Annotated in this window: 14 protein-coding genes; 13 read left to right on the forward strand and 1 reads right to left on the reverse strand. The window is 72.5% G+C overall.

The features are described from left to right. Nucleotides 1–140 precede the first annotated feature (140 nt). From ACYVKZ_RS19420 to ACYVKZ_RS19465, 10 genes are all read left to right on the forward strand, one after another. Nucleotides 141–1,883, forward strand: coding sequence for a nitrite/sulfite reductase (locus ACYVKZ_RS19420; RefSeq protein WP_460993874.1), 1,743 nt, complete (start codon nucleotides 141–143; stop codon nucleotides 1,881–1,883). Beyond that, the gene (locus ACYVKZ_RS19425; protein WP_460993876.1) at nucleotides 1,847–2,593 is read left to right on the forward strand and encodes a phosphoadenylyl-sulfate reductase; all 747 of its coding nucleotides are present in this window, start codon (nucleotides 1,847–1,849) and stop codon (nucleotides 2,591–2,593) included. The genes ACYVKZ_RS19420 and ACYVKZ_RS19425 overlap by 37 nt, the downstream gene beginning before the upstream one ends. Beyond that, the gene (gene cysD, locus ACYVKZ_RS19430) at nucleotides 2,590–3,540 is read left to right on the forward strand and encodes a sulfate adenylyltransferase subunit CysD (protein WP_460993878.1); all 951 of its coding nucleotides are present in this window, start codon (nucleotides 2,590–2,592) and stop codon (nucleotides 3,538–3,540) included. Before ACYVKZ_RS19425 ends, cysD begins: the two co-directional genes overlap by 4 nt. After that, complete coding sequence (locus tag ACYVKZ_RS19435; RefSeq protein ID WP_460993880.1) at nucleotides 3,540–4,913, forward strand: sulfate adenylyltransferase subunit 1; 1,374 nt, start codon at nucleotides 3,540–3,542, stop codon at nucleotides 4,911–4,913. Before cysD ends, ACYVKZ_RS19435 begins: the two co-directional genes overlap by 1 nt. A 263-nt stretch (nucleotides 4,914–5,176) precedes the next feature. Further along, nucleotides 5,177–7,396 carry a catalase/peroxidase HPI gene (gene katG, locus ACYVKZ_RS19440; protein WP_460993920.1) on the forward strand — a complete coding sequence of 740 codons (2,220 nt, stop codon included), beginning with the start codon at nucleotides 5,177–5,179 and terminating at the stop codon, nucleotides 7,394–7,396. 300 nt (nucleotides 7,397–7,696) lie between these two features. Then, the gene (locus ACYVKZ_RS19445; protein WP_460993882.1) at nucleotides 7,697–8,884 is read left to right on the forward strand and encodes an ABC transporter substrate-binding protein; all 1,188 of its coding nucleotides are present in this window, start codon (nucleotides 7,697–7,699) and stop codon (nucleotides 8,882–8,884) included. Between the two features lie 17 nt (nucleotides 8,885–8,901). After that, nucleotides 8,902–9,627 (forward strand): ABC transporter ATP-binding protein, encoded by a 726-nt coding sequence (locus tag ACYVKZ_RS19450; protein ID WP_460993884.1) that lies wholly within the window; start codon nucleotides 8,902–8,904, stop codon nucleotides 9,625–9,627. Continuing rightward, complete coding sequence (locus ACYVKZ_RS19455) at nucleotides 9,617–10,507, forward strand: ABC transporter permease (protein ID WP_460993886.1); 891 nt, start codon at nucleotides 9,617–9,619, stop codon at nucleotides 10,505–10,507. Before ACYVKZ_RS19450 ends, ACYVKZ_RS19455 begins: the two co-directional genes overlap by 11 nt. Next, nucleotides 10,504–11,745 carry a uroporphyrinogen-III C-methyltransferase gene (cobA, locus tag ACYVKZ_RS19460; RefSeq protein WP_460993888.1) on the forward strand — a complete coding sequence of 414 codons (1,242 nt, stop codon included), beginning with the start codon at nucleotides 10,504–10,506 and terminating at the stop codon, nucleotides 11,743–11,745. Before ACYVKZ_RS19455 ends, cobA begins: the two co-directional genes overlap by 4 nt. A 25-nt stretch (nucleotides 11,746–11,770) precedes the next feature. Next, the gene (locus tag ACYVKZ_RS19465) at nucleotides 11,771–13,222 is read left to right on the forward strand and encodes an FAD-dependent oxidoreductase (protein WP_460993922.1); all 1,452 of its coding nucleotides are present in this window, start codon (nucleotides 11,771–11,773) and stop codon (nucleotides 13,220–13,222) included. A gap of 5 nt (nucleotides 13,223–13,227) precedes the next feature. Here ACYVKZ_RS19465 and ACYVKZ_RS19470 read toward each other — a convergent pair whose 3' ends face one another. Continuing rightward, on the reverse strand, nucleotides 13,228–14,661 hold the full coding sequence (locus ACYVKZ_RS19470) for a PucR family transcriptional regulator (protein ID WP_460993889.1): 1,434 nt from the start codon (nucleotides 14,659–14,661) through the stop codon (nucleotides 13,228–13,230). Between the two features lie 125 nt (nucleotides 14,662–14,786). On the opposite strand from ACYVKZ_RS19470, the gene gabT reads away from it, so the two are divergent. From gabT to ACYVKZ_RS19485, 3 genes are all read left to right on the forward strand, one after another. Beyond that, on the forward strand, nucleotides 14,787–16,145 hold the full coding sequence (gene gabT / locus ACYVKZ_RS19475) for a 4-aminobutyrate--2-oxoglutarate transaminase (RefSeq protein WP_460993891.1): 1,359 nt from the start codon (nucleotides 14,787–14,789) through the stop codon (nucleotides 16,143–16,145). Between the two features lie 158 nt (nucleotides 16,146–16,303). Then, nucleotides 16,304–17,176, forward strand: a complete 873-nt coding sequence (locus tag ACYVKZ_RS19480; protein WP_460993893.1) for a universal stress protein — start codon at nucleotides 16,304–16,306, stop codon at nucleotides 17,174–17,176. A gap of 154 nt (nucleotides 17,177–17,330) precedes the next feature. Continuing rightward, a partial coding sequence (locus ACYVKZ_RS19485; protein ID WP_460993895.1) for a hypothetical protein occupies nucleotides 17,331–17,991 on the forward strand: 661 nt, incomplete at its 3' end.

Below are 17,991 nucleotides of genomic sequence, written 5' to 3' on the forward strand. Positions count from 1 at the left end.
GATGCGTACCCGAAACGGGGGTGGGGCGGGAGTCAAGGATCGCGCCGGCATCGGCTCCCTGTGCGACGAAATGCGTCCCCGGGTGACCCAGCGTTGCAGCGCCGTGGAGGCGGGATGCGAGGCTCCGTACCCTCGAACGCATGACAGAGACCGCCACGCACCCGCGCACCGACTCCGTGCGCCCAGCACGCCCGCGTGCCGCCAAGCCGAACGGGCAGTGGAAGGTGGACGGCACCGCCCCGCTCAACCCGAACGAGGCCTGGAAGCAGGAGGACGGCGGGCTCAGCGTCCGCGAGCGGATCGAGTCGATCTACGCCGCCGGCGGGTTCGACTCGATCGACCCGACCGACCTGCACGGCCGCTTCCGCTGGTGGGGCCTCTACACGCAGCGCAAGCCCGGGATCGACGGCGGGAAGACCGCCACGCTCGAGCCGCACGAGCTCGAGGACCGCTACTTCATGATGCGCGTGCGCATCGACGGCGGCGCGCTCACCACCGAGCAGCTGCGCGTGATCGGCGGCATCTCCCGCGACTTCGCCCGCGGCACGGCGGACATCACCGACCGGCAGAACATCCAGCTGCACTGGGTCGAGATCGAGAGCGTCCCGGAGATCTGGCGCCGCCTCGAGGCCGTCGGGCTGCACACCACCGAGGCCTGCGGCGATGTGCCGCGCGTGATCCTCGGGTCCCCGGTGGCCGGCATCGCCGCGGACGAGATCCTCGACCCCACCCCGCAGATCCGCGAGATCGCGGACCGCTACATCGGCGACGAGTCCTTCGCGAACCTCCCGCGCAAGTACAAGACCGCGATCACGGGCCACCCGTCCCAGGACGTGGTGCACGAGATCAACGACTTCGCCCTCGTCGGCGTGGTGCACCCCGAGCTCGGCCCCGGCTACGACCTGTGGGTCGGCGGTGGGCTCTCCACCTCGGCACACCTCGCCGTCCGCCTCGGCGCCTTCGTGGAGCCCTCCCGTGCGGCCGAGGTGTGGGCCGGGGTGACGAGCATCTTCCGCGACTACGGCTACCGCCGCCTGCGCAACCGTGCCCGCCTCAAGTACCTCGTGGCCGACTGGGGCGCCGAGAAGTTCCGCCACGTGCTCGAGACCGAGTACCTCGCCTCGCCGCTGCCCGACGGGCCCGCCGCCGCCAAGCCGGCCACGCCCGGCGACCACGTGGGCGTGCACCGCCAGAAGGACGGCCGCTTCTACATCGGCGCGACCCCCACCGTGGGCCGCGTCTCCGGGCAGACCCTCCTCGCGCTCGCCGACCTCATCGAGGCCCACGGCTCGGCCCGGCTGCGCACCACCCCGCACCAGAAGATCGTGGTGCTCGACGTCGAGGAGGACCGCGTCGACTCGCTCGTGGCCGGCCTCGAGGAGCTCGGCCTCTACGCCAACCCGAGCCCGTGGCGCCGCTCCACCATCGCCTGCACCGGCATCGAGTTCTGCAAGCTCGCGATCGTGGACACCAAGGACACCGCCACCGCGGCCATCGCCGAGCTCGAGCAGCGCTTCGCGCCCGAGAAGGACGGCGACGACGCAGCCAACCGGCTCCTGCGCCCCCTGACCCTGCACGTGAACGGCTGCCCCAACTCCTGCGCCCGCATCCAGACGGCGGACATCGGCCTCAAGGGCCAGCTCCTGCCCGACGGCGACGGCGGCCAGACCCCGGGCTTCCAGGTCCACCTCGGCGGCGGCCTCGCCTCCGACTCGCGCGAGGAGGCCGGCACCGGCCGCACCGTCCGCGGGCTCAAGGTCACCGCCGAGGACCTGCCCGACTACGTCGAGCGCGTCACCCGCCGCTACCTCGCCGAGCGCGCGGGCGAGGAGCAGACCTTCGCCGAATGGGCCCACGCCGCGGACGAGGAGGCCCTCCAGTGACGGCCGCGACGAAGCGCTCGCAGGACGAGCTCAAGGCCCTCGCCGAGGCCGGCGCCGCAGAGCTCGGCTGGGACGCCTCGGCCCAGGAGGTGATCGGCTGGGTGGCGCGGAACTTCGCGGTGGACGCGACCGCCGTCGCCTGTTCGATGGCCGACGCCGTCCTGCCGGCCCTGGTGGCCGAGCAGCTTCCTGGCGTGGACGTGCTCTTCCTCGACACCGGCTACCACTTCCCCGAGACGTACAAGACCCGCAACGAGGTGGCGGAGAACCTGCGGGTCACCATCGTCGACGTCACGCCGAAGCAGACCGTCGCCGAGCAGGACGCCACGGAGGGCAAGGACCTGTTCTCCCGCGACCCCGGCCGCTGCTGCGCCCTGCGCAAGGTCGAGCCGCTGCACGCCGCGCTGGCCGGGTACGAGCTGTGGTTCACCGGGGTGCGCCGCGACGAGGCCCCGACCCGCAGCAGCACCCCGCTCGTGGCCTGGGACGAGAAGAACGGCCTCGTCAAGGTCAACCCCGTCGCGGGCTGGTCCTTCGACCAGCTCGTGCAGCACTCCGAGGACCACCTCCTGCCCGTCAATCCCCTCCTTGCCCAGGGGTTCCCCTCCATCGGCTGCGCACCCTGCACCAGGGCCGTCGCCCCCGGAGAGGACCCCCGAGCCGGCCGCTGGTCCGGCACCGACAAGACAGAATGCGGACTCCACGTATGAGCACCCAAGTAGTAGAGACCACCGGAGCCGGCGCGGCCGCACCAGGAGCGGCTCCGGCACTGCCGCTCCTCGACGCGCTCGAGGCCGAGTCGATCCACATCATCCGCGAGGTCGTCGCCGAGTTCGAGCGCCCCGCCATGCTCTTCTCCGGCGGCAAGGACTCCGTGGTCATGCTCCACCTGGCCGCCAAGGCCTTCTGGCCCGGGAAGATCCCGTTCCCCGTCCTGCACGTGGACACGGGCCACAACTTCCCCGAGGTCCTCGACTTCCGGGACCGCACCGTGGCCCGGCTGGGGCTGAAGCTCGTGGTCGGCTCCGTGCAGGAGTTCATCGACCGCGGCGAGCTCGCCGAGCGGGCCGACGGCACCCGCAACCCCCTCCAGACCGTCCCGCTCCTGGACACGATCGAGCGCAACAGGTTCGACGCCGTGTTCGGCGGCGGGCGCCGCGACGAGGACAAGGCCCGCGCCAAGGAGCGCATCCTGTCCCTGCGCGACGAGTTCGGCCAGTGGGACCCGCGCAACCAGCGCCCCGAGCTGTGGAACCTGTACAACGGCCGCCACACCGTCGGCCAGCACGTGCGCGCGTTCCCCATCAGCAACTGGACCGAGCTGGACATCTGGCGCTACATCGAGCGCGAAGGCATCGAGCTGCCGAGCATCTACTACGCGCACGAGCGCAACGTGTTCGTCCGCGACGGCATGTGGCGCGCCGTGGGGGAGGTGAGCCGGCCGCGCGAGGGGGAGGACGTCGTCGTGCGCACCGTGCGGTACCGGACGGTGGGGGACATGTCCTGCACCGGCGCCGTGCTCTCCGACGCCTACACGGTGGCGGACGTGGTGCGCGAGGTCGCGGCCTCGACCCTGACCGAGCGCGGGGCCACCCGCGCGGACGACCGCATTTCCGAGGCGGCGATGGAAGACCGCAAGAAGGACGGGTACTTCTGATGAGCACGCTGGCTGAGACCGCCGAGACGACCACCCTCGAAGAGGGCACCCTTTTCCGCTTCGCGACCGCCGGGAGCGTCGACGACGGCAAGTCCACCCTCGTGGGCCGCCTCCTGCACGACTCGAAGGCGATCCTCGCCGACCAGCTCGACGCCGTGGCCCGCACCTCCGAGGCCCGCGGCTTCGGCGGGGAGAAGGGCGGGCTGGACCTCGCGCTGCTCACCGACGGGCTGCGCGCCGAGCGCGAGCAGGGCATCACGATCGACGTCGCCTATCGGTACTTCGCGACCGACAGGCGCACGTTCATCCTCGCCGACTGCCCCGGCCACGTGCAGTACACCAAGAACACCGTCACGGGCGCCTCCACTGCGGACGCCGTGGTACTGCTCATCGACGCGCGCAAGGGCGTGCTCGAGCAGACCCGCCGGCACCTCTCCGTCGCCGCGCTCCTGCGGGTCCCGCACGTGGTGGTCGCCGTGAACAAGATCGACCTCGTGGACTTCTCCGCGCCGGTCTTCACCGCGATCGCGGACGACGTCGCGCGGCTGGCCTCCGAGCTCGGCCTCCGTGAGGCCGTGGCCGTCCCGGTCTCCGCCCTCGAGGGCGACAACATCGTGGACCGCTCCGGCCGCACCGCCTGGTACACGGGCCCGACGCTGATCGAGCTGCTCGAGTCCCTGCCGAGCACGGACGAGCTGGGCGACGCTCAGGAGCCCTTCCGCTTCCCCGTCCAGACCGTGATCCGCCCCCAGGGCGCGCTGGCCCCCGGTCTGGACGAGGAGGCGTTCCGCGACTACCGGGCCTACGCCGGCCAGGTCACGGAGGGCGTGGTGCGCGTGGGCGACCGCGTCTCGGTGGTGACCCCGGGCCAGGCCGCGCGCGAGACGACCGTGGTGGGGATCGACGTCGCCGGCCGCTCGCTCGAGGAGGCCGCCGCGCCCCTGTCCGTGGCGCTGCGGCTCGCGGACGAGTTCGACGTGGCCCGCGGGGACACGATCGCGGCCGCCGGGACCCTGCCGGAGAGCACCGCGGACCTGTACGGGTCGCTGGCCTGGCTGTCCGCCAAGCCGCTGCGCGAGGGGGCGAAGGTGCTCGTCAAGCACGGGACCTCCACGGTGCGCGGGCTCGTGCGCGCCGTGACCGGGAAGCTGGATCTGGACTCGTTCGAGGTGGCGCCCGCGTCCGAGCTGGGGCTCAACGACATCGGCGAGGTCCAGATCCGCCTGGCCGCCCCGCTGCCCCTCGAGCCGTACGCGGCCCACCGCCGCACCGGCGCGTTCCTCGTCATCGACCCGCAGGACGGCAGCACCCTCGCCGCGGGCATGGTCCGGCAGCACCCGGGGGACACCGAGGACGAGCGGTACTGGATCTGAGGCACACACCTCGGCGTCCCGCCGTCCTGTCGCTCCGCCGTCCGGCCTGTGGACGTGTGACAGGCGCCGACCAGCTCACGCTGCTAGCGTCGGGAGAGAACAGGACGGCGCCGCGGCCGCACCTTCCGCAGTCCGTGCACCCGGAGCCGGCCCTGTCGCCTGCAGTCGAAGGCCCACCGTAACCGGTTTGCCCCGAATCCGAGGCCTGCCTCGGGAGAGGAAGGAAGCAGATGACCGACAACCAGCAGGGCGGATGCCCGGTGATGCACGACAGCGCGGCCCAGGGCAGCGCGACGTCGAGCGGCAGCGAGAGCGAGAATCCCGCCATCGGGGCCCCCACGGCCAAGACCGACCACCCGCGGAAGAATTCCGACTGGTGGCCGAACCAGCTCGACCTCTCGGTGCTCCACGCCCACCACCCCGCGGGCAACCCGCTCGGGGCGGGCTTCAACTACCGCGAGGAGTTCTCCACGCTCGACCTCGAGGCCCTCAAGCAGGACATCACCGAGGTCCTGACCACCCCGCAGGACTGGTGGCCCGCCGACTTCGGCCACTACGGCGGCCTCATGATCCGGCTCAGCTGGCACGACGCCGGCACGTACCGCGTGTTCGACGGCCGCGGCGGCGCCGGCGACGGCAGCCAGCGCTTCGCCCCGCTGAACAGCTGGCCCGACAACGCCAACCTCGACAAGGCCCGCCGCCTGCTCTGGCCGGTCAAGCAGAAGTACGGCCAGAAGATCTCTTGGGCGGACCTGCTCGTGTACGCCGGCAACGTGGCCCTCGAGTCCATGGGCTTTACGACGTTCGGATTCGCGTTCGGCCGCGAGGACGTATGGGAGCCGGAGGAGATCTTCTGGGGCTCCGAGGACACCTGGCTCGGCCCCGACCGCTACGTCAGCAAGGACGAGATGGTGCCCGTGGTCGGCGCGACGGAGATGGGCCTCATCTACGTCAACCCTGAGGGACCCCAGGGCAACCCGGACCCGGCGGCCGCGGCGGTGTTCATCCGCGAGACCTTCGGCCGCATGGCGATGAACGACGAGGAGACCCTCGCCCTCATCGCGGGAGGCCACACGTTCGGCAAGACCCACGGTGCGGCGCCCGCCGACGCGCACGTGGGCCCCGAGCCGGAGGGCGCCGACCTCGAGGCCCAGGGCCTGGGCTGGCTGAGCAACTACGGCAGCGGCAAGGGCTCCGACGCGATCACCTCGGGCCTCGAGGTCACATGGACCGACCGGCCCACCGAGTGGAGCAACCGGTTCTTCGAGATCCTCTTCGGCTACGAGTGGGAGCTGACCAAGAGCCCCGCCGGGGCCTGGCAGTGGGTGGCGAAGGACGCCCCGGAGATCATCCCGGACGCGTTCGACCCGGAGAAGAAGCACCGGCCCACCATGCTCACCACCGATCTCGCGCTCCGGGTGGACCCGACCTACGAGAAGATCGCCCGCCGCTTCCTCGAGCATCCCGACGAGTTCGCCCAGGCGTTCGCGAAGGCCTGGTACAAGCTCCTGCACCGCGACATGGGGCCCGTGGGCCCGCACATGCTCGGCCCCTGGGTGCCCGAGCCGCAGGTCTGGCAGGACCCCGTCCCGGCCGTGGACCACGAGCTGGTGGACGAGCCGGACGTCGACGCGCTCAAGGCCCAGCTGCTCGAGGCGCTCCCGGCGGAGACGCTCCTGCGCACGGCCTGGGCCTCGGCCTCGACCTTCCGCAAGACGGACGGGCGCGGCGGCGCGAACGGGGCCCGCATCCGGCTGGAGCCCCAGCGCGGCTGGGAGGCCAACGAACCCGAGCAGCTCGACGCCGCCCTGCGCGCGCTCGAGAGCGTCCAGCAGAAGTTCAACGGCGCCCAGACGGGCGGGAAGAAGGTCTCCCTCGCGGACCTGATCGTGCTCGGCGGCGCCGCGGCGGTCGAGAAGGCTGCCCGTGACGCCGGCTTCGAGGCGACCGTGCCGTTCCGGCCCGGACGGACCGACGCCACCCAGGAGCAGACGGACGTCCAGTCCGTGGGCTATCTCGAGCCGCGCGCGGACGGGTTCCGCAACTACCTGCGGCCGGGGGAGAAGACCCCGGCGGAGAAGCTCCTCGTGGAGAAGGCCTACATGCTCGGCCTCTCGGCACCGGAGATGACGGTGCTCGTGGGCGGCCTGCGGGTCCTCGGCGGCAACGTGGGCGGCTCGTCCCACGGCGTCCTTACCGACCGGCCCGGGGCGCTCACCACCGACTTCTTCGTCAACCTGCTCTCTCCGGGCACCCGGTGGAAGGCCTCGGAGACCGAGGAGAACGTGTACGAGATCGCCGACGCCGCGACCGGCCAGCTCAAGTGGACCGCCACGGCCGCGGACCTCGTCTTCGGCTCCAACTCGCAGCTGCGCGCCCTCTCCGAGGTGTACGCGAGCCGCGATGCCGGGCAGAAGTTCGTGGACGACTTCGTCGCCGCCTGGACCAAGGTCATGGAGGCCGACCGCTTCGACCTGCGCTGATGCCCGGCCGCTGACGGCCCGTCGCTGACCGCTCAGCCGCTCCGAGGGCGGAGCCTGCACCCCGCAGGCTCCGCCCTCGCTGCATGTCGCGGCGCCTGCCGTGGCTGCCCCCACATGACTCCCGGTGACTCCGCGTGACCGAGCGTGAACTCACCCTTGGGCGCCCCGCAGAGGCTCGTCCATGCTGGAACGCATGATCCCGCAGACCTCCTCCCGCACGGTGCGAATGCCCCGATGTCGGGCCCGTCGGTAGGCCCCATCCGAGACCTGACGACCTGCGAGACCAAGGACTTCCCGCACATGAGCGAGACCACCAAGACCCCCGGCACCATCCGCATCACCGCCGACGCAGGCCCACCGAAGCGACGCCGCGGCCTCGCGCTCGGGATCGGCGCCGCCGTCGCCGTCGCCCTCCTCGGCGGGGCCACCGCGGTCGCCGCCGCGGTGACCGGCGGAGAGCAGCGCACGACGCCGGCGTCCGCCGCCGCGGCCCCCGCACCGCAGCTGCGCCTCGGCTTCTTCGGCAACGTCACGCACGCCCCGGCGCTCGTGGGCGTCCAGGACGGACTGATCGCGGGCGCCCTCAAGGCCGCCGGCACGGACTCCCTGACCACCCAGGTGTTCAACGCGGGCCCCGCGGCGGTGGAGGCGCTCAACGCCGGCGCCATCGACGCGGCCTACCTCGGCCCGAGCCCGGCCATCAACTCCTTCGTGCAGAGCCACGGCGAGTCCCTCTCGGTGATTGCCGGGGCGGCCGCCGCCGGCGCGCAGCTCGTGGTCCGGCCCGGCATCACGAGTCCGGAGCAGCTCCGGGGCGCCGTCCTCGCCACGCCCCAGCTCGGCGGCACCCAGGACGTGGCCCTGCGCGCCTACCTCGCGTCCCAGGGCCTGAAGGCCAGCCCGAACGGCGGCGGCGACGTCACGGTCAACCCGACCGACAACGCCCAGACCCTCAAGCTCTTCCAGGACGGCACCATCGACGGCGCCTGGCTGCCCGAGCCCTGGTCCTCCCGCCTCGTCCTGCAGGCCGGGGCGAAGGTGCTCGTGGACGAGAAGGACCGGTGGGACGGCACCGGCACGGGGAAGCCCGGCCTGTTCCCGACCACCATCCTCGTGGTGAACCGGGCCTTCGCCGCGGCGCACCCGCAGACCGTCGAGGCCCTGCTCAAGGGCCACGTGGCGGCCGTCGACTGGCTGAACCACGCATCCGCCGCCGAGAAGGCCACGGCCGTCAACGCGGCGCTCGCCAAGGCGGCGGGGTCGGGACTGCCGGCGAACGTGGTCGAGCGCGCCCTGGCCAACATCACGTTCACCACCGACCCGCTCGCGGGCGCCTACCCCAGGCTCCTCGCCGACGGCGTCACCGCGGGCGTCACCAAGGCCGCCGACCTCCACGGCCTCTTCGACCTGCGCGCCCTCAACGCCGTCCTCGCCCAGGAGGGCGCGGGCCACGCCCGGGCCGGCGCCGCCGGCCTGGGCCAGGACTGAGAAGAAGGGACCCCGCCATGACTGTGGTGCTCGAGAACCTCGGCAAGCGCTTCGGCGCCGGCCCTCCGGTGCTGGACGGCGTCACCGCCTCGATCGGCCAGGGAGAGTTCGTCGCGCTCCTGGGCGCCTCGGGCTGCGGCAAGTCCACGCTGCTGAACATCATCGCCGGCCTCGAACGTCCCAGCGCGGGCGCGCTCGAGGTGCCCGCGGACGGCGCTGCGTTCATGTTCCAGGACGCCGCCCTGTACCCGTGGCTCACCGCCCGCGGCAACATCGAGCTCGCCCTGCGCCTGCGCGGCGTGCCCAAGGGCGAGCGGCGCGCGCGCGCCGTCGAGCTCCTCGACCTCGTCCGCCTCGGCGAGGCGGCGGAGAAGCGCCCGCACGAGCTCTCCGGCGGCATGCGCCAGCGGGTCGCCCTCGCCCGCGCCCTGTCCCAGGACCGCCAGGTGCTCCTCATGGACGAGCCGTTCGCCGCGCTGGACGCCATCACCCGCGACCTGCTCCACGAGGAGCTCACCCGGATCTGGCGCGAGACCGGCCGGACCATCATCTTCGTCACCCACAACGTCCGCGAGGCCGTCCGGCTGGGCCAGCGCATCCTGCTGCTCTCCTCGCGCCCGGGCCGCGTCGTCGCGGAGTGGCCGGTCCCGGACGCCGTGAAGCACGACGCCGGCGCGTCCGCCGCCCTCGCCAACGAGCTCACCGCCCGCCTCCGGCAGGAGATCGCCCGCCATGCCAAGTAACCCCCCCCTCACCGAGCCGGCGTCCCTCGACGCCGAGCTCGCCGCCATCGAGGCGGGCCTCGACGAGCTCCAGTCGGACACCGTGCGGCGCAGCCGGGACCTCTCCCGCGTGCTCCTGCCCCTCGTCGCCGTCGTGCTCCTCGTCCTCGCCTGGCAGCTCTACGTCACGCTCGGGCTCAAGCGGCGGGACCTGGTCCCGGGCCCGCTCGACGTCGCCGCCTCGCTCGGGCAGCTGTGGAGCGAGGGCAGGGCGCAGGAGGCCGTGTGGACCTCCCTCCAGCGCGGCCTGCTCGGCTTCGCCGTGAGCGTCGTCGTCGCGACCCCCCTCGGGCTGCTCCTCGGCCAGGTGAAGACCCTCCGGCGGGCCTTCGGGCCGCTCATCTCCGGCCTGCAGGTCCTGCCGTCCGTCGCGTGGGTCCCCGCCGCGGTCATCTGGTTCGGGCTCACGGACGCGACCGTGTACTTCGTGGTGCTCATGGGAGCCATCCCCTCGATCGTCAACGGGCTCATCTCCGGGATCGACCAGGTCCCGCCCCAGTACCGCTCGGTCGCGAAGGTCCTCGGCGCGTCCCGGGCCGAGCTCGCGCTCCAGGTCATCCTCCCCGCCGCCCTGCCCGGGTACGTGGCCGGGCTCAAGCAGGGCTGGGCGTTCTCGTGGCGCTCCCTCATGGCCGCGGAGATCATCGCGGTGGGCGGCACGCTCGGGTTCGGGCTCGGTTCGCTCCTGGACCAGGGGCGCACGCTCAGCGACATGGGCGTGGTCATGAGCGCCATCCTGACGATCCTGGCGGTCGGCATCCTCATTGAACTGTCCGTGTTCGGACCCATCGAGCGGCGCATGCTCCAGCGCCGCGGACTTCTCACCGGAGGCACGCGATGAGCGGCATCGACCTGTACCCCACCTCCCTGCGCCTCCTCGGCCGGGACGTCCTCGTCGTCGGCGGCGGGAAGGTCGCCGCCCGCCGGGCCCAGGGCCTGCTCGACGCCGGCGCGAAGGTGACCGTCGTGGCACCCGAGGCGGGGGCCGACGTCGTGCGCCTGGCTGATGCGGGGCTCGTCGCCTGGGAGCGGCGCGGCTACGAGACGGCCGACCTCGACCGCGTGTGGTTCGTCCAGACCGCGACCGGCGTGCCGGCGGTGGACGCGCGCGTCGCCGCCGAGGCCGAGGACCGCCGGATCTGGTGCGTCAACGCCGCCGACCACGAGTCCTCTGCGGCCTGGACCCCCGCCACGGCCCGGGTGGACGACGTGACGGTCGCGGTGAACGCCGGGGGAGACCCGCGCCGGGCCAAGGCGCTCAAGGACGCCGTGGTGCTCGCGCTGGGCACCGGGAAGCTCCCGCTGCGCCGGAGCCGGCACGCCGCCGGGCGCGTGGCCCTCGTGGGCGGCGGCCCCGGCGACACCGGACTCATCACCGTCCGGGGACGGACCCTCCTCGCCGAGGCGGACGTGGTCGTGGCGGACCGCCTCGGCCCCCGCGGCCTCCTTGACGAGCTCCCTGATGCAGCCGCAGGCGGCCCCCGGGTCATCGAGGTCGGCAAGGCCCCCGGGGCCCACACCGCCACCCAGGAGGAGATCAACGCGATCCTCGTCCGCGAGGCGCAGGCCGGCAACGTCGTGGTCCGGCTCAAGGGCGGCGACCCCTACGTCCTGGGCCGCGGCGGCGAGGAGGCCGAGTACTGCCGGCGCCACGGCGTTGACGTCGAGGTGGTCCCCGGGGTCACGAGCGCCGTGTCCGTGCCCGCCGCCGCCGGGATCCCGGTCACCCACCGCGGCCTCGCCACCGGGTTCAGCGTCGCCACCGGCCATGACGAGCTCGCCGAGCTCCCCGCCCGGCCCGACCACACGATCGTGCTGCTCATGGGCGTGCGCCGCCTCGCGGACTCCGCGGCGATGCTGCGCTCGCGCGGACTCGGGGAGTCGACGCCGGTCGCGATCGTCGAGCGCGGCTGGACCCCCGAGCAGCGCGTCACCGTCGGCACAGTGGGTACGATCGTTGATCGGGCCCGCGCCGTCGGCGTCGCGAATCCCGCCGTGATCGTGATCGGCGACGTCGTCCGCGTGAGCCCGTACGCGCCGTCGGACATCGCCCACGCCTCGCTCTCCACGAACCGCTAGAGACCCGAAGAAGAAGCCAGAAGGAATCCCCGTGACGAACTCCCAGCAGCGCCCGCTGCGCATCGCCATCATCGGCTCCGGCCCGGCGGGCGTCTACGCCGCAGACCTGCTCACCAAGAGCGCCCCCGTCGCCGCCGGCGAGCTGACGCTCAGCATCGACCTCTTCGACCGCTACCCGGCCCCGTACGGGCTCATCCGCTACGGTGTGGCCCCGGACCATCCGCGCATCAAGGGCATCGTCAACGCCCTGCACAAGGTGCTCGACCGCGGCGACATCCGCTTCTTCGGGAACGTCGACTACGGCACGGACCTGAACCTGGAGGACCTCCAGCGCCACTACGACGCCGTGATCTTCGCCACCGGCGCCATCAAGGACGCCGACCTGAACATCCCGGGCGTCGAGCTGACCGGGTCCTTCGGCGCCGCCGACTTCGTCTCCTGGTACGACGGCCACCCGGACGTGCCGCGCGAGTGGCCGCTGGACGCCAAGGAGATCGCGGTGATCGGCAACGGCAACGTCGCGCTCGATGTGGCCCGCGTCCTGTCCAAGCACGCCGACGAGCTCCTCGTCACCGAGATCCCGGACAACGTCTACCGCGCCCTCGCGTCGAGCCCGGTCACGGACGTGCACGTCTTCGGCCGCCGCGGCCCGGCCCAGGTGAAGTTCACCCCGCTCGAGCTGCGCGAGCTCTCTCATTCGCACGATGTGGACATCGTGCTCTACCCGGAGGACTTCGAGTTCGACGAGGCCTCTGACCGCGAGATCCAGACCAACAACCAGGTCAAGACCATGGTCGGCACGCTTACCAACTGGATCGCCGAGCAGCCCGAGGACCCCGCCGAGCTCACCGCGTCCCGCCGCCTGCACCTGCACTTCCTGCAGAGCCCCGTGGAGATCGTGGACTCGCCCGAGACGCCGGGCCGCGTGGCCGGGATCCGGTTCGAGCGCCAGGAGCTCGACGGCACCGGCAACGTCCGCGGGACCGGCGAGTTCACGGACTACCCCGTCCAGGCCGTCTACCGCGCCATCGGGTACTTCGGCTCGGCCCTGCCCGGACTCGAGTTCGACCACCGCCGCGGCGTCGTCCCGAACGACGGCGGCCGCGTCCTCGGGGCCGACGGCGAGTTCGTGCCGGGCGTCTACACGACCGGGTGGATCAAGCGCGGCCCGGTGGGCCTCATCGGCCACACCAAGGGCGACGCGCTCGAGACCATCGGCCACCTGCTCGACGCACGCGGCGACCTGCCGGCCGCCTCGGAGCCCAGCGAGGCCTCGGTCCGGGAGCTGCTCGAGTCCCGCGGCGTCCAGTACACGACGTGGGAGGGCTGGCTCGCCCTCGACGCGCACGAGAAGGCCCTCGGCGCCGCCGCCCAGCCCGCGGTCACCCACAAGGGCGAGGTCGCGCGCGAGCGGGTCAAGGTCGTCGCGCGCGAGGAGATGGTCGCGATCTCGAACGGCGCCCCCGTCTCCCGCTGACGGGGTCAGGCCTTGGCGACCTTCTTCACGGCCAGGGCGAGGTACAGCTGCACCCGGTCGGCGGTCACGGCCGGGTCGTACCCGGTGAGCTCGGCGATCTGTCCCAGCCGGTAGCGCACGGTGTTCCGATGCAGGTTGAGCTGCTCGGCCACCTGCGCCACCGAGCCGTTGAGGTTCAGGTACGTCTCGAGCGTGTGCACGAGCTCCGAGCCGTGCTGCCGGTCGAACCGGACCAGCGGCCCCACGGCCTCGCCGGCCATGTCGGCGAGCGGGACGTCCTCGCTCGCGAGCAGCAGCGACGTGATGCTCAGGCGCTCGGGCTCGTTGACGTCCAGCCCGCGCCCGGCCGCCTCCTTGGCCTCGAAGTAGCTCCACCGGAGGCCGTTCGGCTTGGTGTAGGAGCCCCCGATCCCGATCGTCGCGTGGATCCCCGCCTCGGTGAGGTGGTCGGAGAGGGCCCGGCCCAGCGCCGGGGCGCGCGTGCCGTCGTCCTCCACCACGACGACGAGGTCCCGGTCCAGCGTCGCGGTGACCGCGCCGTCGAGCGCGGCCGGAAGGGTGGTGCCGCGGAGGTTGCGGTGGTGCGCGGCAGACTCGGCGAGCAGCACCACGTTGCGCTTGGTCGAGTTGATCCCGGTGCCGGCGAGGCGGCGCGACGCCTCGTCCGCATCGAGGGTCCCACGCACGACGTCGTTGAGCACCTGCCCGGCGAGCGCCCGATGGGCCTGGCGCTGCTTCATGAGGTTGCTGAGCTCGATGCTGATCAGGTTCTGGGCGTACGAGATGATGCCCGTGTCCTCGAAGGGCTTCTTCGCCCACAGGGTGCACGCGTCGCGGCGCCCGGTGGGGATGGGGAAGGGCACCCAGCGGTCCATCGACGGCATCCCGGCCTCGGGGCTCGAAGCGTAGAGCTGGGCCGTGAACTGGGTCAGGATCAGCTCGGTGCCGAGCATGGAGCCGAGGTGCCGGAGCAGCTCCTGGAGGCCGCCGCCGGTCAGGAGCGAGCGGGCGAGGACCTGGTGGGCGGCGATGAGGCGCTCGAGGCTCGCGTAGTGGTCGGCGGAGTGCGAGTCTGCCACGAGCTTGCCGATGGCCATGAACGGGGTGCGGTAGGGCACCTCGACCACGGGCACGCCCCACCGGTTGGCCTCGGCGACGAGCGCGGGCGGGATCGAGTCGTGCCCGAGGGCCACGCCGAAGCCGATCCCGAGCGCCCCGGCGCGCTGGAGGACGCGCACGAACCGCCGCTGCTCCGCCGCGGTGCGCTGCCGCACGCCCGTGGTGAGGACGAGTTCGCCGCCCGTGAGGAACGGCGCCGGATTCTCGAGCTCCGTGACGGCGACCCAGCGGATCTCTTCGCGGAGCGTCGCGGTGGCCGAGCCCGCAAGCCGCAGGCCGAGGTCGGGGTGCGCGAGGAGGTCGGCGAGGGTCAGAGCCATGCCCCTCATGATAGGGGAGCAGGCTGGCCGATCGCACGAGAGCCGCCGTCAAGCCTCGTGCGATCGGCCATTCATCGTGTGGCGTGTCTCGCACTAGGTTGGGACCGACGAAAGGAACCCCAGCCATGGACATCCAGTACCGCCTCGAGCAGAAGCGCAAGGTCCTCGCGGACTTCCCCGGCCCCCGCTCGCTCGAGCTCGCCGCCCGCCGCGCCCAGGCCGTCGCCGCGGGTGTCGCCTCGTCCGTCCCCGTCTACGTCGCGGACGCCGACGGCGGCATCATCCACGACGTCGACGGCAACTCCTTCATCGACCTCGGCTCCGGCATCGCCGTGACCACCGTCGGCGCGTCCGACCCCGCCGTCGTGGGCGCGGTCAAGGAGCAGGTCGAGCACTTCACCCACACGTGCTTCATGGTGTCCCCCTACGAGGGCTACGTCGCCGTGGCCGAGAAGCTCAACCAGCTCACCCCCGGCGAGCACGCCAAGCGCACCGTGCTGTTCAACTCCGGCGCCGAGGCCGTCGAGAACGCCGTCAAGATCGCCCGCATCGCCACCGGCCGCACGGCCGTCGTCGCCTTCGACCACGCCTACCACGGCCGCACCAACCTCACGATGGGCCTCACCGCGAAGGCCATGCCGTACAAGCACGGCTTCGGCCCGTTCGCCGGCGAGGTCTACCGCGCGCCCATGAGCTACCCGTTCCGTGAGGAGAACCCGCAGATCACGGGCAAGGAGGCCGCCGAGCGCGCCATCCTCATGATGAGCAAGCAGATCGGCGCAGACCAGATCGCGGCCATCATCATCGAGCCCATCCAGGGCGAGGGCGGCTTCATCGTCCCAGCGGACGGCTTCCTGCCCCGCCTGGCGGAGTTCGCCAAGGAGAACGGGATCGTCTTCATCGCAGACGAGGTCCAGTCCGGGTTCGCCCGCACCGGCGAGTGGTTCGCCGTCCAGCACGAGGGCGTGGTCCCGGACCTCGTCACCACCGCGAAGGGCATCGCCGGCGGCATGCCGCTCTCGGCCGTGACCGGCCGCGCGGAGCTGCTCGATGCCGTCCACGGCGGCGGCCTCGGCGGCACCTACGGCGGCAACCCGGTGGCGTGCGCCGCGGCGCTCGCCGCGATCGACACCATGGAGACCCAGGACCTCCGGGGCCGCGCCCGCGAGATCGAGGCCACCGTCAAGGAGCGCCTCGGCAGGCTCCAGGCGGAGCTCGGCGAGGCGGGCATCATCGGCGACATCCGCGGTCGCGGTGCCATGCTCGCGCTCGAGTTCGTCAAGGCCGGCAGCGGCGACGCGAAGGTCCCGGACGCCGCGGCGACGAAGAAGATCGCCGAGTACTGCCTCAAGGAAGGCGTCATCATCCTCACCTGCGGCACGTACGGGAACGTCATCCGCCTCCTGCCCCCGCTCGTGATCTCGGACGAGCTGCTCGCGGACGGGCTCGACGTGCTCGAGGCCGCCATCCGCTCCGTCGCGTAGCGGCACGGGTCGCCCCGCGACCCTCCGCCCGACACGGCCGCCCCTGGGGCGGACGGGCCGGTAGAGTCTGCCGTACCAAGCTGCAGACCGGACGAGGGCGCCCGGGATCCCGGGCGCCCTCGCCTTCTGCCGTGACGCGACCTGTGAAGGGGTGGCCCATGCGTTATGTCGTCGGATACCAGGCGGACCAGCGGGGTGCGGACTCGGTGGCGCTGGCCGTCGCGATCGCCCGGGCGCAGGGCGCCACACTGGACCTCATGCTCGTGCTGGGGGAGGACGCCCCCTACATCGCGGCGAATCCCGATGGGCCGCGGGTCCACCCGGAGGAACAGCAGACCCTCACCGCCCAGCGCCAGGCCCTCGCCCTCGTGCCCGCCGATGTCGAGGCCGCCTTCCATGTGCGCCACGGCCACTCCTTCGCCGCAATCCTGATCGAGGCCGCGGTGGAGTTCGAGGCTGCGCTGATCGTGGTGGGCGCGGCGAGCAACGGGCTCTTCAAGCGCTACACCGTCGGGTCGGTCGCCAACGCCCTCCTGCACGCCTCGCCCGTGCCCGTCGCCCTCGCTCCCCGCGGGTACCACCGCACGGACCCGGTGGAGCGCATCACGGCGTTCATCGGCCGGCGCGAGGGGGCCGACGCCGCGGTCGACGTCGCCCTCATCGCCGCCGGGCGGCGCAACGTGCCGCTCCGCTTCGTCTCCCTCGTCGAGCTCGACGAGCGGGGGGACTCCGGGGAGAACATCAACGCCGCGCACCGCCACGCGAACACCATCCTGACCGAGGCCGCCCACCGCCTGCCGGCCGGCCACGAGGCGAGCGTCGAGGTGGCGCACGGCCGCACCTTCGAGGAAGCGGTGGACAGCCTCGAGTGGCTCGAGGGCGAGCTCGTCATCATCGGCTCGAGCCGGCTCGCGCAGAAGAACCAGCTCTTCCTCGGGTCCACGGCGAACAAGGTCCTGCGGGCCCTGCCCGTGCCCATGGTCGTGGTGCCGCGCGACTACGAGCGGGCCGAGTCCCACCCGCTCGGCTGAGCCGGGCCGGGCCGGGCGCCTGCCCGGCCCGGCCCCTCCACACCGCCCCTCCGCTCCCGGTTTCGGGTACGCATCTCGTCGCGGTTCTGGCGTTTCTGGTACAGATCTCGTCGCGGTTTCCGGCTCTCGGGTACGGGCGGCGCCACCATGGACCATGGGCGCAGATCCACACATCGCGCCGCCGTTGCGCCGCTGTTCGGCACCCCCGACCGGCAACCGCCGGCGCCCCCCGCCCGCGCAGGCCTCGGCCGCCTTCCCGGCAGTCCCGGCCACGATCCTCGCGACCGAGCACTGGAGCCTGCTCGGCACGCGGGGCATGCTGTGGAACGAGCTCATGAGCCGGATCAGCATCCATCTCACGGTGTCCTCGGCGTCACTCGTGGTGCTCGCGCTCGTCGCGCAGGCGACGGGGCTCGGCGCCGGGTTCTGGGTGATGGCGATCGGGCTCGCCTCCATGCTCCTGGTGCTCGGGTCGCTGACGCTCCTGCGCGTCTCGATCGGCAGCCAGGAGGACCACCTGCTGATCGCCGGCATGAACCGGCTCCGCGGCGCCTACCGTGATCTCGCGGCGGGCGTGCTCGGCGCGCTCATCGCGTCCGTCTCCGGCGGTTCGACCGTCCTCGTGGTGCTCGTCGGGACGGCGGCCGGCGTGGCGTATCTCGTCGGTTCCACCCTCACGGCCCGCAGGATCTTCGGCCGCCTGAGTTGCCCCGGCCCGCCATACGGCGTCGGAGGCCCCGGACGCCTAGCTGTAGTGCCCAGCCAGGTTGTTTGGCATCCGGCTGATGGGCGGGAGCTTGCCGATGGCGGTGTGG

This window comes from Sinomonas soli, from assembly GCF_054782415.1.

Coding starts and splice junctions, on each gene's coding strand:
- ACYVKZ_RS19420 (WP_460993874.1), top strand. CDS start 141: ATGACAGAGACCGCCACGCACCCGCGCACCGACTCCGTGCGCCCAGCA.
- ACYVKZ_RS19425 (WP_460993876.1), top strand. CDS start 1,847: ATGGGCCCACGCCGCGGACGAGGAGGCCCTCCAGTGACGGCCGCGACG.
- ACYVKZ_RS19435 (WP_460993880.1), top strand. CDS start 3,540: ATGAGCACGCTGGCTGAGACCGCCGAGACGACCACCCTCGAAGAGGGC.
- ACYVKZ_RS19455 (WP_460993886.1), top strand. CDS start 9,617: ATGCCAAGTAACCCCCCCCTCACCGAGCCGGCGTCCCTCGACGCCGAG.
- gabT (WP_460993891.1), top strand. CDS start 14,787: ATGGACATCCAGTACCGCCTCGAGCAGAAGCGCAAGGTCCTCGCGGAC.
- cysD (WP_460993878.1), top strand. CDS start 2,590: ATGAGCACCCAAGTAGTAGAGACCACCGGAGCCGGCGCGGCCGCACCA.
- cobA (WP_460993888.1), top strand. CDS start 10,504: ATGAGCGGCATCGACCTGTACCCCACCTCCCTGCGCCTCCTCGGCCGG.
- katG (WP_460993920.1), top strand. CDS start 5,177: ATGCACGACAGCGCGGCCCAGGGCAGCGCGACGTCGAGCGGCAGCGAG.
- ACYVKZ_RS19450 (WP_460993884.1), top strand. CDS start 8,902: ATGACTGTGGTGCTCGAGAACCTCGGCAAGCGCTTCGGCGCCGGCCCT.
- ACYVKZ_RS19480 (WP_460993893.1), top strand. CDS start 16,304: ATGCGTTATGTCGTCGGATACCAGGCGGACCAGCGGGGTGCGGACTCG.
- ACYVKZ_RS19445 (WP_460993882.1), top strand. CDS start 7,697: ATGAGCGAGACCACCAAGACCCCCGGCACCATCCGCATCACCGCCGAC.
- ACYVKZ_RS19470 (WP_460993889.1), bottom strand. CDS start 14,661: ATGGCTCTGACCCTCGCCGACCTCCTCGCGCACCCCGACCTCGGCCTG.